The sequence below is a fragment of the Vibrio sp. Y20_XG_PY13 genome (genome assembly GCF_024181925.1).
GTDB classification, from domain to species: Bacteria; Pseudomonadota; Gammaproteobacteria; order Enterobacterales; family Vibrionaceae; genus Vibrio; species Vibrio parahaemolyticus.
On the sequence record NZ_JAMZAL010000005.1, the window covers coordinates 335,389 to 350,269 of the forward strand.

Below are 14,881 nucleotides of genomic sequence, written 5' to 3' on the forward strand. Positions count from 1 at the left end.
AAGTTCGATGGCACTCTTTAATCGAGAAAGTAAAGAACCGTTTACGTGCTAGAAAGAGGAAGATTCGGTTTCAATTACCTGAGAAATCAGAGCTGTTAGCTAACTAAGAGCTTGCTAGATACAGATGAGTTGGTTGCTTTCTTTTAGGTATAGCCAGCAACACGGTCAAAACAGCTCATCGCTCTTAACCATCTGCTTTTAAACATACGCCAATAAACAAAAACCCCCGCCTTAGCGAGGGTTTCAAAAAGCTATTTAGCTAAACTAATTCACTAAGAATTAAGCTTGGCCTTTAACTTCTTTAAGACCGTTGAAAGGAGCGCGCTCACCTAGAGCTTCCTCGATACGGATTAGTTGGTTGTACTTAGCAACACGGTCAGAACGGCTCATAGAACCAGTTTTGATTTGACCTGCAGCTGTACCTACCGCTAGGTCAGCGATAGTTGCATCTTCAGTTTCGCCAGAACGGTGAGAGATTACTGCTGTGTAACCTGCGTCTTTAGCCATCTTGATTGCAGCTAGAGTCTCAGTTAGAGAACCGATTTGGTTGAACTTGATTAGGATAGAGTTAGCGATGCCTTTCTCGATACCTTCAGCTAGGATCTTAGTGTTTGTAACGAATAGATCGTCACCAACTAGTTGGATCTTGTCGCCTAGAAGTTGAGTTTGGTGTGCGAAACCATCCCAGTCAGACTCGTCTAGACCGTCTTCGATAGATACGATTGGGAATTGCTCAACTAGACCAGCTAGGTAGTGGTTGAACTCTTCAGAAGTGAAAGTTTTGCCTTCACCTTTCATGTTGTAGATGCCAGCTTCTTTGTCGAAGAACTCAGATGCAGCACAGTCCATAGCTAGAGTAACGTCTTTGCCTAGCTCGTAACCAGCAGCAGCAACAGCTTCTGCGATAACTTCTAGAGCTTCAGCGTTAGATTTAAGGTTAGGAGCGAAACCACCTTCGTCACCAACAGCTGTGTTGTAGCCTTTAGACTTAAGAACTTTAGCTAGGTTGTGGAATACTTCCGCACCCATGCGTACAGCTTCTTTAAGAGTTGCAGCGCCAACTGGTTGAATCATGAACTCTTGAATGTCAACGTTGTTGTCTGCGTGCTCACCACCGTTGATGATGTTCATCATTGGTAGAGGCATAGAGAACTGACCAGCAGTACCGTTTAGCTCAGCGATGTGCTCGTATAGAGGCATGCCTTTCGCTGCTGCTGCAGCTTTAGCGTTTGCTAGAGAAACTGCTAGGATAGCGTTCGCACCGAATTTAGATTTGTTTTCAGTGCCGTCTAGTTCGATCATTACTGCGTCGATTGCAGCTTGGTCTTTAGCGTCTTTGCCAACTAGAGCTTCAGCGATTGGGCCGTTTACAGCTTCAATTGCTTTAAGAACACCTTTACCTAGGAAACGTGCTTTGTCACCGTCACGTAGCTCAAGAGCTTCGCGAGAACCAGTAGATGCGCCAGATGGAGCTGCCGCCATACCTACGAAACCGCCTTCTAGGTGTACTTCAGCTTCTACAGTTGGGTTACCACGTGAGTCGATGATTTCACGACCTAGAACTTTAACGATCTTAGACATTAATGTTTCCTCTCGTTTCAAATATAAATGTCAATTTTAAAGGGCAGCAGCACAACCTTCGCCGCCGCCCGTATCCTTTTACTTCTCGAATTCGCCGCGTGAGTATTGACCCGCAGCCTTAACGAAACCTGCAAACAATGGGTGACCATCGCGAGGAGTCGATGTGAATTCAGGGTGGAACTGAGCTGCTACAAACCATGGGTGAGCTGGGTTCTCAATCATTTCCACTAGCTTCTTGTCCGCAGATAGGCCTGACACTTTAAGACCTGCTTTTTCAATTTGTGGACGAAGAACGTTGTTCACTTCGTAACGGTGACGGTGACGTTCATGGATCGTCGCGCTACCGTACAGTTCACGAGCTTTTGTACCTTTTTCTAGGTGACATAGCTGAGAACCTAGACGCATCGTACCGCCAAGATCAGATGATTCAGTACGCTCTTCCACGTTACCTGTTTCATCAACCCATTCTGTGATCAAACCTACCACAGGGTACTTCGTGTCTTTGTTAAATTCTGTTGAATGTGCACCTTCCATACCCGCAACATTACGCGCGTATTCAATAAGGGCAACTTGCATACCTAGACAGATACCTAGGTAAGGCACTTTGTTTTCACGTGCGTATTGAGCCGCACGAATCTTGCCTTCAACACCACGATCACCGAAACCACCTGGAACTAGGATAGCGTCTAGACCTTCTAGAAGCTCAACGCCTTTAGTTTCGATGTCTTGAGAGTCTACGTACTTAATGGTTACGTTTAGGCGGTTTTTCAAGCCTGCGTGCTTAAGTGCTTCGTTCACAGATTTGTACGCATCTGGTAGTTCGATGTATTTACCGACCATACCGATAGTTACTTCACCTGTTGGATTCGCTTCTTCGTAGATAACCTGTTCCCATTCAGAAAGGTCAGCTTCTGGCGCATCAATACCGAAACGAGTACACACTAGGTCATCAAGACCTTGAGACTTAACAAGTTGAGGGATCTTGTAGATTGAATCTACGTCCTTCATTGAGATTACCGCTTTCTCAGGAACGTTACAGAAAAGTGCAATCTTCTTACGTTCGTTCGCTGGGATCATGCGATCGCTGCGGCAAACTAGGATGTCTGGTTGGATACCGATAGACAGTAGCTCTTTAACAGAGTGCTGAGTCGGTTTAGTTTTCACTTCGCCAGCTGCTGCTAGGTAAGGAACAAGAGTTAGATGCATGAACATTGCGCGTTCACGGCCGAGTTCTACTGCTAGCTGACGGATTGCTTCCATAAATGGTAGCGATTCGATATCACCTACCGTACCACCGACTTCAACGATAGCAATATCGTGGCCTTCAGAACCTGCAATTACGCGGTCTTTGATAGCGTTAGTGATATGAGGGATAACTTGAATTGTTGCGCCTAGGTAGTCACCACGACGTTCTTTACGAAGTACGTCGGCATAAACACGACCTGCAGTGAAGTTGTTACGCTTGGTCATCTTGGTACGGATGAAACGCTCGTAGTGACCAAGGTCAAGGTCAGTCTCTGCGCCATCTTCCGTAACGAACACTTCACCGTGCTGAGTTGGGCTCATTGTGCCTGGATCAACGTTGATGTAAGGGTCAAGCTTCATCATAGTCACTTTAAGACCACGAGCTTCTAGAATAGCTGCAAGAGATGCTGCTGCAATACCTTTACCTAGAGAGGATACAACCCCGCCAGTAACAAAAATGTAATTTGTCGTCATGTTTAACCTGAAATTGGTTGAATGAGGGAAATGGAGTGCTTCTGGACGGGAGATAAATATACCAGAAGCTCCTTACCGCCACAACGTGAAATCTATCACACCGTAATTTTTTATTTTTTGCTTCAAATCAAAGTGGGTAGAGACAAAGCAAAGTGCTTATTTATGTTCTGAGTCATACTTGTCCCATAAATCGCGCTGTGACTATTTTGTCTGCAACTTCACTCTTCTTTTTTCACTTCATTCCAAAAATTGTCGAGTTCTGACAACGTACACTCGGTGAGTGTTCTTCCTGATTGCGCGACCTTACCTTCAACTTGCTTAAAACGCTTGGCAAACTTAATGTTCGCTTTGCTTAATGCCACTTCTGGGTCTTTGCCAAGATGACGTGCTAAGTTGACCGTGGCAAACAACAAGTCCCCTAACTCAAGTTCGACTTTCTCTTCATCTGGTTCGATTTGAAGCGCTTCTTCCATCACCTCATCCACTTCTTCTTGAACCTTACTGACTACTGGCCCAAGCGAATCCCAATCGAATCCGTATTTCGCACATTTTTTCTGAATCTTTGTAGCACGAGAAAGCGCCGGTAAAGAGTTTGGTATTGAGTCTAGGATACTTTCTTCAGCTTTGCCTACTTGCGCTTTTTCTTTTGCTTTTTCCGCTTCCCAGTTGGCGTTAATTTCCTCGTCAGACTCAAACTCAACATCCGAAAAAACATGCGGATGGCGACGCGTCAGTTTTTCGTTCACGGTTTCGACCACATCCGAAAATTCGAACAGCCCTTGCTCTTTCGCTAATTGACTGTAAAAAATCACCTGGAACAACAAATCACCCAGCTCTTCTTTCAGATTTGACCAATCACGATTCTGAATCGCATCCACCACTTCGTAGGTTTCTTCGATGGTGTGCGGAACGATGGTGTCAAAGGTTTGTTTTAAGTCCCAAGGGCAACCGCTTTCTGGGTCACGTAGCTTCGCCATGATTTGTTCTAATTGTTCAATTGGATGACTCATTTTCTGTTCCTGTAAACCTTTCTATCTAAAGAAAAAGGTGAGCAGCCAAAACCACTCACCTTCTACATTATATTTTCTCAGCAGCTTTCACTAAGTAATTGTTACTTTGACAAGGCAACAAGTTTTCGCGACTCCTGAGCATAGCTCGCCTATGTGATGAGCCTGGGCCGGCACTCCGGAGTAAACGCAGTTAACGCAGTAAAAGTGACAAGTACGGCGTGAAAGTTAGCCTAAGCGTTTTACCGACATAACATCCTTGATCTGCTCGACACGTTTCGAAACGCGAGAGAGCACCTCAATATTGGTCACCTCAAGATCAAAGTCCATGATGGCGAGCTGACGACGGTAATCGACACGGCTCTTCATGCTGGTCACTTTGATTTTCTCGTTGGCAAATAGTGTGGTGATGTCTTTCAATAGACCGCCTCGCTCCATCGCTTCAACACGCACGGTGAGGATGTATGACCCTACAAATCCGCTGCCCCATACGGTATCAATGATACGTTCTGGAGCGTGATGACGCAGTTCTTCGAGCTGTTCACAGTCACTGCGGTGCACTGAGATGCCTCGGCCTTGGGTGATGTACCCACAAATGTCATCGCCAGGAATTGGCTGACAACAGCGAGCTAGGTGCGTCATTAGGTTATCAACACCTTCTACTACTACCGCGTCTTTTTTCGGCCGACTTTGCGCTGGTGCTTTGTGCTCGGCTTCTTGAAGTTTTTCTAGCGCTTGCTGGTCTTCTTCTTCCGCCGTTGGTTTATTCACCAGTGCATTGATGTGGTTGATGATCTGATTGATACGCAGGTCGCCACTGCCTACACCGACGTAGAGTTCATCCGGCGTATTGACGTTGAAGCGTTTTAGGGCGTAATGCTCTGCATCTTTTAACGTCGCACCAATCTTCACCAACTCGTGTTCGAGGATTTCACGTCCCGCTTCGAGGTTTTTCTCACGACTCTGTTTACGGAACCAAGCGTTGATCTTCGCACGAGCACGCCCTGAATGAACAAAGCCTAGTGATGGGTTTAACCAGTCTCGCGATGGGTTTGGCTCTTTTGCTGTGATGATTTCGACCTGATCGCCCATGTGGAGTTTGTGGGTGAACGGCACGATTCGGCCACCAACTTTGGCGCCAATACAACGGTGCCCGACTTCTGAGTGAATGTGGTAGGCAAAGTCTAGTGGAGTTGCCCCCATTGGTAAGTCGACAACATCGCCGCGTGGTGTAAATGCGTAGACGCGGTCATCAAAGACTTGGCTTCGGAGTTCATCCAACATCTCACCAGAATCGGACATTTCTTCTTGCCAATCCAATAGTTTACGTAGCCAGGTGATTTTCTCATCGTAACCACTGCGGCTGCTCGCACCTTCTTTGTATTTCCAGTGCGCGGCAACGCCCAGCTCAGATTCTTCGTGCATTTGCTTGGTACGAATTTGAATCTCGATGGTTTTGCCTTCAGGGCCAAGAATCACGGTGTGAATCGATTGGTAACCGTTTGGTTTTGGGTTTGCAACGTAGTCGTCGAACTCACTCGGTAAGTGCTTGTATTTGGTATGAACCACACCTAACGCAGCATAACAATCTTGCAGTTTGTCGGCGATGATACGTACTGCACGCACGTCAAACAATTCATCAAACGCCAGACTCTTCTTCTGCATTTTTCGCCAAATGCTGTAGATGTGTTTAGGACGACCACTGACTTCAGCATTAATGCCACAAGCTTTCATCTCTTGAGATAAGTCTTCGACAAAATCTTTGATGTATTGCTCACGGACAATACGACGCTCAGCAAGCTGCTTTGCAATTTGCTTGTAAGTGTCCGGTTGTTGATAACGGAAAGCGTAATCTTCGATTTCCCACTTAAGCTGACCGATACCTAGGCGGTTAGCCAGTGGAGCATAAATGTTGGCACACTCTTTCGCCGCAGCACGTCGAACTTCGTCCGGTGCTTTTTTGACTTCAATAAGGTTGCAAATTCGTTCTGCTAGCTTGATGACAACGCAACGAAAATCATCCACCATGGCAAGCAGCATGCGACGAACGTTGTCTACTTGAGACGACGCAGCGCTGCCTTCCATCGTGACGTTAAGCTGACCGATAGCGGCCATTTCTTCTACGCCATCAATGAGCTTAATGATTTCTTTGCTGTATTTTTCTTCAAGAAGTTCTCTGTTGAAAGCACCACTTGAAACCAAAGGAAACAGTTGAGCCGCCACTAATGTTGCTTTGTCCATCGACAAGGTGATCAGAATTTCGATCATCTCTCGTCCTCGCCACAACAGGAGTTCGGCTTGTTCGTGACCCGCCAAAATCGTTTGGCAATCTCGATAAACTTCGATTAAGCGTGATGCTGTGCTTTTCTCTTGTCCTAGGCTAGCCACCCAGTTTTCAAGTTCAAACTGTTCATTTTGGTTTAAATGCGCGCTTCTTACCGCAACCATCTCATCATCCTAATTATTATATTTGTGTGGTTTGACTAACACCGTCCAGGTTAGTTCTTTGCCTCCACGTTGAGTGTTGGCTTTATGACCGCCCACCACAAGTAAGCGGCCAAAGTCTTAAAAGTTAAGACTTTTCAAACAGTGCCATCGATTCTAGATGGCTGGTATGAGGGAACATGTCCAGCATACCTAATTTGGTTAGTTGATAGCCTTGCTCTAGCAAGCTCTGACTGTCCCTTGCAAGGGTAGCAGGATTACAAGAAACATAAACTACACGCTGAGCGCCAAGCGCAGAAACTTGATCGATGATCCCACTCGCTCCTGCTCGTGCAGGGTCCAGCAATACTTTGTCAAACTTTTCCGCAGCCCAAGCTTGGCCGTCAAAATCCTGCTCAAGGTTAGCGTGATAAAATTGCGCGTTATTGATTTGGTTCAAAGATGCATTATTTGAGGCTTTTTCGACCATCTCAGCCACACCTTCTACGCCAACGACATGTTTAGCACGCTTTGCGATCGGCAAGCTGAAGTTGCCTAATCCACAGAACAAATCTAACACTCGTTCGTCACTTTGAGGGTCTAACCACTCAATCGCCTGTTCCACCATTTTCTGGTTCACCGCTTGGTTGACCTGAATAAAGTTGTTCGGAGCAAAAGGGATTTTTACGCCCGCTTCTTGATAGAAAGGCACCTCACCTGCAACTAAGTTAAGTTGGTCAGTTTCTGGCATCAGATACAGCGAGGCTTGATGGCGTGTCGCTAATTCAACTAATGCACTGACTTCTTCATCGGCCAAATTACTTAAGTGTCGCAGCGTGATACAAGGCCCGTTGTCACCCAACACCAGTTCTACATGCCCCAATTGCTCTGGCTTTTTGAACGCTGTTAGCACCGAATAAATCTCAGGCAATAGCACATTCAACTCTGGAGCCAATACCGGACAATCCGTCACTTGCGCAATTTGCTTGCTTTGCTTTTTGCGGAAGCCGAAGTGCAACTGACGCGTTTTCTTATCGACAAACAAGCTCACGCGAGCACGACGTCGGTAACCTAAAGACTCACCCAATACTGGCGCATCCAACTCAATGTCACTGCCAGCAAATTTTCGCATTAACTGACGAAGCGTCTGCTGTTTGTGCGTCAATTGTTGGTCATAATTGAGATGCTGCAAATCGCACCCGCCACATTCATGATAATGCGGACAAAATGGCTCAACGCGCGCGTCGCTTGGCTTTAGGATTTTAATCAGCTTGCCGCGAGCAAATTTGCTCTTCTCTTCCACCAATTGCGTCACCACTTCTTCACCTGGTAATGCGCCGTCAATGAACAACGGTTTCTTTTTAAGGTAAGCAATACCTGCGCCGTGGTGATCCAAACGCTCTACTTGTACCGCTTGGTGACGAGTGTTTAATTGCGTTTTCTTTTTAGGTTGAAAGATACGTGCCATGCTCTGTGCCTGATTAGTGTCTAATTGCTCTGCTGCTTCACTATTCTTGATTGCAGCCGTTGTGTGATTCGAGTGACTTGATTATGCTTACCGTTTATCCGGTGACGTCACTTCTTTGCTCAAGGCAGTATGACTACTCTTGAGAAATAATGCGTTATTTTCCCATATCCAGACTCCGATGTAATTAGATAACATGACCAGATATGGCTTACGAGCACGTGTAATTACGCTGACTCTCGCTCCCACTCTCATTATTGGTTTATTACTGAGCGGCTTTTTCTCCTTTAATCGCTATCAGGACCTAGAGAAACAAGTTATCACTACGGGCAATAGCATTATTGAACCTCTTGCGATCGCCAGTGAATCTCACCTACTTGCTGAAAGCCGTGAAGCCGTACGTCGCCTGATTAGCTACGCGCACCGTAAAAATTCCAAACTCGTTCGCAGTATTGCCGTATTTGATGAGCACCATGAACTGTTCGTCACGTCAAACTTCCATCCTAATTTTGAAGCTCTGATGTTCCCAAAAGATAAGCCGATCCCAAAGCTGGGAAATTCGGAAATCTATGAGAACTCCCTGATCCTGCGTGTGCCGATCTTGTCGGAAGGACACTATTTATCAGAACTGTCTAACGAAAACCAAGGCACGAAAGCCATTGGCTACATCGCGGTAGAAATGGATCTTTCTTCTCTGCGCTTGCAGCAATACCAAGAAGTTTTCTCCGCTTTCCTTGTTTTGATCCTTGGTCTTGGGCTTGCGAGCGTGTTTGCTTCCCGCTTAATGCATGATGTTACCCAACCAATCACGCACATGAAAAACGTCGTTGATCGCATTCGTCGTGGTCACTTGGATGTGCGTATCGAAGGCAAAATGCACGGCGAGTTAGACCAACTGAAAAACGGCATCAACGCCATGGCGGTTTCGCTATCGGAATACCACGTCGAGATGCAGCACAGTATAGACCAAGCCACGTCAGACCTACGCGAAACCTTGGAACAGTTAGAAATTCAAAACGTTGAGCTCGATATTGCGAAGAAGCGCGCACAAGAAGCCGCACGTGTGAAGTCAGAATTTTTGGCCAATATGTCGCACGAATTACGTACGCCATTGAATGGTGTGATTGGCTTTACTCGTCAAATGCTCAAAACGCAGCTTTCTAATAGCCAAACCGACTACTTGCAAACCATTGAGAAGTCCGCAAACAACCTATTAAACATCATCAATGACATTCTCGATTTCTCGAAATTGGAAGCCGGTAAGCTGGCGTTGGAAAACATTCCATTTGATTTCCGCGAAAGCTTAGAAGAAGTAATCAACCTACAAGCCACCAGCGCGCATGAGAAAGGTCTGGAGATCACCTTGAAAGTGGATCCGAAGATCCCGCCAGGTCTAGTCGGAGACCCGCTACGTATCCAACAAATTTTGACTAACTTGGTGGGGAACTCCATTAAGTTTACTGAGCGCGGAAACATCGATGTTAGCGTCGAAATGCGTTCACAAGCAGGTGACTCGGTTGAGCTGCAATTTATGGTGCGAGACACCGGTATCGGTATTTCAGAGCGTCAACAAGCGCAGTTATTCCAAGCATTCAGCCAAGCGGATGCCAGCATATCTCGTCGATATGGTGGTACGGGGCTTGGCTTGGTTATCACCCAGAAACTGGTTAGTCAGATGGGCGGCGAAATCAGTTTGACCAGTCGTCTTCACCAAGGTTCGACATTCTGGTTTACGCTTCGCCTCAACTCGACAGAAATGCCAATGAGCGATCTGATTGAAGTCGAGCTACTAACAGGCAAACAGTTGCTGTTGGTAGAACCAAACATGCAAGCGGCATCGGTGACTCAGCAGATCTTGAGTCAAGAAGGTATTCTCGTGACCTATCGTTCTTCCTTACCAGAGAACGAAGAGCACTACGATTACGTATTGCTGAACTTGGCAGCTAACCAAACTTATGACGAGCAATCAGTCGCTGCTTGGATTGAGCAAGCGAAGCGCATGGCGCCAAGTGTCATCATGGGTACACCGAGCACCGAATTAGCGCTTGCCGACCAAATCATGACCGAGCATCAAATCCAGTGCTTAACCAAACCGCTATCACGCCGTAAGCTGCTGCAAAGTTTGATCAATGAACATGTTGAAGCACCTCAAGCTATTACCACTCCTGTTGAAACAGAAGAAAGCGAACGACTGCCACTGACGGTGCTCGCGGTGGATGATAACCCTGCAAACCTAAAACTGATTTCAGCACTATTGAAAGAAAGGGTTGAAACCGTAACGGCTTGTAGCAATGGTCAGCAAGCCGTAAATCTCGCTACCGAGAAGAAATACGACCTGATCTTTATGGACATCCAAATGCCATTAATGGATGGCGTGACCGCTTGTCAGAACATCAAAGAGCTTGAGTTAAACAAAGACACACCAGTGATCGCCGTTACCGCGCACGCCATGGCTGGGGAGCGCGATCGTCTTCTCGCCGCAGGTATGGATGATTACCTCACCAAACCAATTGAAGAGCATGTACTGCAACAAGTGTTGGTCCACTGGAATCCGAATACCTGTACAGAAAGCATAGGGAAAGTTGCGCCGTCCTACGTCGATGAACCAGCAAGTGAAGCACCTGCTACAGCTGAAAATACACAACCTGATGTGATTATTGACTGGCAAGCCGCATTGAAACAGAGCGCTAATAAGGAAGATTTAGCCAAAGATATGTTGCGTATGTTGATCGATTTCATTCCAGAAGTAGAAGAAGTTGTCGACCACGCACTTGAGCAAGACGATTATTCGCGTGAAGAGTTAATTCATGTGATCCACAAACTGCATGGCAGTAGCTCTTATTGTGGCGTACCAAGGCTAAAATCTCTCTGTGCTACGCTTGAACACGCACTTCGTTCAGGAGCCAGCATTGAGGAAATTGAACCTGAAATGTTTGAACTGCAAGATGAAATGATTAAGGTCACCACCACTGCAAAACTTTATCTAGAGCAGTAGCATTCTGACTAAACTTCATACAAAAAAGCCAGAGCATTTGCTCTGGCTTTTGTTATTCAGCTTAAAAGGTTAGGATTCAAGAATCACGGTCGCAACCGCGTAGTGACGTTCATCAGAAATAGATAAGTGAACGTGATTAACGCCCATCGTCTGCGCCATTTTTTGAGCCACGCCAGACAGCATTAAAACTGGCTTACCCAACTCATCATTCGAGACGGTAAAATCATGGAAAGTCACGCCTTGAGCAATCCCCGTACCTAGCGCTTTCGATGCTGCCTCTTTAGCGGCAAAACGCTTAGCAAGATACCGCCCTTGCTGCTTGAGTTGCGAAAACTTTGCCATTTCATCCTCAGAGAGAATACGTCGAGCAAAAGGTTCACCACTGCGGCCTAGCGCTTTCTCTATACGCTCGATTTCAGCAATGTCGGTTCCTAAACCTAAAATAGCCATTCGTAGAACCTAGTTATTTGCGTGCCGCGATCATCAGTGCTTTCATCTCTGCCACAGACTTTTCTAGGCCATCAAACACTGCACGTCCAATGATAGAGTGACCAATGTTCAACTCGTAAATTTCTGGTAGCGCAGCAATTGGTGCCACGTTGTGGTAAGTCAGACCGTGGCCAGCATTCACAATAATACCAAGGTCATCAGCGTAGCTTGCACCCGCAGCAATCTTCTTCAACTCTGCTTGTTGCTCTTCTTCTGTTTCTGCATCAGCGTAATGACCAGTATGAAGCTCGATAAATGGTGCACCACACTGCTTCGCCGCTTCAATTTGCTGACGATCCGCATCAATAAACAGAGAAACTTTAATGCCCGCTTCCGTTAGCTTTTGCGTTGCCGCTTTTACTTTCTCAAGTTGGCCAACCACATCTAAGCCGCCTTCAGTAGTGAGCTCTTCACGCTTTTCTGGTACGAGACAAACAAACTCTGGCTTAGTTTTTAGTGCGATCTCAACCATTTCCTCAGTGACCGCCATTTCTAGATTCATACGTGTTTGAATCGTCTCACGTAGAATACGCACATCACGATCCAAAATATGGCGACGGTCTTCACGCAGGTGGATGGTAATGCCGTCCGCCCCAGCACGCTCTGCGATTTCCGCAGCGTGTACAGGATCTGGGTATTTTGTACCACGCGCATTACGTAGAGTGGCAATATGGTCGATATTAACGCCTAAATAAATTGAGCTCATTTTCCATTACTCCGTGCTCTGGGTGTCTGAATAAACAATTCACGACTTTTTAAAGGTTTGCCGCCAAGATACGGCTTTAAGGCTATACGTGTAAAGCGTTTTGCCGCTTTTAACTGTTCTTTAGTGACAAACCGCCGCTCACTGATTGCAATCAGCTCATTGCCCAGAAATGTTAGATTGTCCCGCCTTACCGATGCGATGAATCCCTTTTGTTCTCGGTAACGGTAGGTCATCTCAGGATCGACCGGCTCACCCGTGCCAGCACAGTGCAAAAAGTCGACGCCATACCCCATTGAAGAGAGCAAAGCCAACTCAAAACGGCGTAATGCGGGTTCTGGGTTTTCACACTGAGCGAGCTCGGTTAAGGCATGCAGGTAATCATGAAACAGTGCAGGCATTGGGACTTCTGCCATTAGCACTCGCCCAACGAGCTCGTTGACATACATGGCAGAGTACAGGTTGATCCCAAATAAAGGTAAACCGAGGCTGATAGGCTCTGCTTGGCGCAACGTTTTCATCGACCCTTTACCAGACCATTTAAGCAATAGCGGCGTAAAAGGTTGCAGTGCGCCTTTTAGATTGGAGCGTTTACTACGCGCGCCCTTGGCCATTAGCGTGATACGACCATACTCCTCGCTAAATACATCAAGGATTAAGCTCGATTCACTGTAAGGGCGTCGGTGCAGGACAAAGCAGCGTTGAAAACCTTCTGCGGATAAGTTGCTCATCTAAATCTATGTGCCTAAAAATCTAATGCCAGAATAGTAAAAAATAAGGAGCCATGCGGCTCCTTATTTTAATCGATATTGGATTCTACTTAATATTGAAACGAAGTGTTCTCGCCTCAAATTATAGATCGTCGATGTAACCCAGTGAGCGTAGTGCACGTTCGTCATCTGCCCAACCAGACTTCACTTTCACCCAAGTCTCTAGATAAACTTTACGACCGAACAACTCTTCCATATCTAGACGTGCTTCACGACCAATGGTTTTGATCTTCTCGCCGCCTTTACCAATAACCATCTTCTTCTGACCATTACGTTCAACAAGAATCAAAGCATTGATATGGAAACCGTCCGTTTCTGGGTTGTAATCAAAACGCTCAATCTCAACCGTTACAGAATATGGCAGTTCATCACCAGTAAAGCGCATTAGCTTTTCACGTACGATTTCTGAAGCCATGAAACGCTGAGAGCGATCCGTTACGTATTCTTCAGGGAAGTGATGCGTCGCTTTCGGCAGGTGATTACGTACGTGCTTGCGCAATACATCAATGTTCTTACCTTGCTTCGCAGAGATTGGCACTACATCGACAAAGTCCATTTTTTTAGACATTTCAGCCATGTGTAGCATCACTTCATTACGATCTTGCACGTTATCGACTTTGTTAACACAAAGTACAACAGGGAAGTTCGATTTCTGAAGCTTGGTCAACACCATCTCGTCGTCTTTAGTCCAATGGGTACCATCGACCAAGAAGAAAACTAGGTTCACGTCACTCAACGATGAGTTTGCTGCGCGGTTCATCAAACGGTTGATTGCACGTTTTTCTTCAATGTGAAGTCCTGGTGTATCAACGTAAATCGCTTGGTAATCGCCATCTGTGTCGACGCCCATGATGCGGTGACGCGTCGTTTGTGGCTTACGTGACGTGATCGAAATCTTCTGACCTAGAATTTTGTTTAGAAGCGTCGATTTACCCACGTTAGGACGACCAACAATGGCAATGAAACCACAATGCTGGTTTTCCGGTGAGCTCACCTCACCATGTGATGCGAAAAACGCATCGATGTCGAATTCGTTATCAGCCATTAGTTAATTGCTCTAGTGCTGTTTCTGCTGCCGCCTGTTCTGCCTTGCGGCGGCTGGTGCCTTTACCGATTACAGGCTTATCCACACCTGCTACTTCACACTCAACCGTAAACTCTTGGTTGTGCGCTTCACCTTTAATATTAGTCACTGTGTAGACAGGCAGCGGTTTTCTTCTGCCTTGCAGGAACTCTTGTAGGCGAGTTTTTGGGTCTTTTTGTGATACGCCAGGTTTGATGGCTTCAAGACGCGAGTTGTACCAACTCAGAACAATACTGCGTACTTTCTCAATATCACTATCTAGGTAAATCGCACCAATAATGGCTTCTACCGCATCGGCTAGAATAGAGTCTCGGCGGAAACCGCCACTCTTCAATTCACCTGGACCTAATTTTAAATAATCTCCTAGATCGAATTCACGACCCAGTTCCGCCAATGTGTGTCCACGTACCAGAGTAGCGCGCATACGGCTCATGTCACCCTCGTTCACTTTCGGAAAACGATGGTACAGATCATCAGCGATGACAAAACTTAAAATTGAATCGCCCAGAAACTCAAGACGTTCATTGTGCTTGCTGTTGGCGCTGCGGTGAGTCAGCGCCAAGTTGATAAGCCCAGCATCCTTAAATTGGTAGCCGAGCTTTCTCTCTAGTTTATCAATTGGAGAATTCATACTCTCTCGATAT

At 46.3% G+C, this 14,881-nt stretch carries 11 protein-coding genes; 1 reads left to right on the forward strand and 10 read right to left on the reverse strand.

Annotation, left to right across the window (positions count from 1 at the left end; translation table 11 throughout):
* Window positions 1-279 precede the first annotated feature (279 nt).
* From eno to rlmD, 5 genes are all read right to left on the reverse strand, one after another.
* A complete protein-coding gene (eno, locus tag NL646_RS14645; protein ID WP_005455579.1) occupies window positions 280-1,581 on the reverse strand; it encodes a phosphopyruvate hydratase in 1,302 nt (433 codons plus the stop codon).
* A gap of 78 nt (window positions 1,582-1,659) precedes the next feature.
* Entirely contained in the window at window positions 1,660-3,300 is a 1,641-nt protein-coding gene (locus NL646_RS14650) for a CTP synthase (protein ID WP_005455581.1), read from the reverse strand.
* Between the two features lie 218 nt (window positions 3,301-3,518).
* Window positions 3,519-4,310, reverse strand: a complete 792-nt coding sequence (gene mazG, locus NL646_RS14655) for a nucleoside triphosphate pyrophosphohydrolase (RefSeq protein ID WP_017449146.1) — start codon at window positions 4,308-4,310, stop codon at window positions 3,519-3,521.
* A 225-nt stretch (window positions 4,311-4,535) separates the two neighbouring features.
* A complete protein-coding gene (gene relA / locus NL646_RS14660; protein WP_005490307.1) occupies window positions 4,536-6,755 on the reverse strand; it encodes a GTP diphosphokinase in 2,220 nt (739 codons plus the stop codon).
* A 124-nt stretch (window positions 6,756-6,879) separates the two neighbouring features.
* Window positions 6,880-8,199 (reverse strand): 23S rRNA (uracil(1939)-C(5))-methyltransferase RlmD, encoded by a 1,320-nt coding sequence (gene rlmD, locus NL646_RS14665; protein ID WP_025500985.1) that lies wholly within the window; start codon window positions 8,197-8,199, stop codon window positions 6,880-6,882.
* Window positions 8,200-8,392: 193 nt separating this feature from the next.
* Here rlmD and barA point away from each other — a divergent pair, with 193 nt between their 5' ends.
* Window positions 8,393-11,191: a two-component sensor histidine kinase BarA gene (gene barA / locus NL646_RS14670; protein WP_140065033.1), complete on the forward strand. Its 2,799-nt coding sequence runs from the start codon at window positions 8,393-8,395 to the stop codon at window positions 11,189-11,191.
* A 69-nt stretch (window positions 11,192-11,260) separates the two neighbouring features.
* On the opposite strand, the gene acpS is transcribed toward barA, so the two are convergent.
* The 5 genes from acpS to rnc form a co-directional block, all read right to left on the reverse strand.
* Window positions 11,261-11,641, reverse strand: coding sequence for a holo-ACP synthase (gene acpS / locus NL646_RS14675; RefSeq protein ID WP_005484129.1), 381 nt, complete (start codon window positions 11,639-11,641; stop codon window positions 11,261-11,263).
* A 13-nt stretch (window positions 11,642-11,654) separates the two neighbouring features.
* Complete coding sequence (gene pdxJ, locus NL646_RS14680) at window positions 11,655-12,386, reverse strand: pyridoxine 5'-phosphate synthase (RefSeq protein WP_005484124.1); 732 nt, start codon at window positions 12,384-12,386, stop codon at window positions 11,655-11,657.
* On the reverse strand, window positions 12,383-13,114 hold the full coding sequence (gene recO / locus NL646_RS14685) for a DNA repair protein RecO (RefSeq protein WP_005482573.1): 732 nt from the start codon (window positions 13,112-13,114) through the stop codon (window positions 12,383-12,385). Before recO ends, pdxJ begins: the two co-directional genes overlap by 4 nt.
* Before the next feature lie 121 nt (window positions 13,115-13,235).
* Window positions 13,236-14,198, reverse strand: coding sequence for a GTPase Era (gene era / locus NL646_RS14690; RefSeq protein ID WP_005460684.1), 963 nt, complete (start codon window positions 14,196-14,198; stop codon window positions 13,236-13,238).
* On the reverse strand, window positions 14,191-14,868 hold the full coding sequence (gene rnc / locus NL646_RS14695; protein WP_005460683.1) for a ribonuclease III: 678 nt from the start codon (window positions 14,866-14,868) through the stop codon (window positions 14,191-14,193). The genes era and rnc overlap by 8 nt, the downstream gene beginning before the upstream one ends.
* Window positions 14,869-14,881 lie beyond the last annotated feature (13 nt).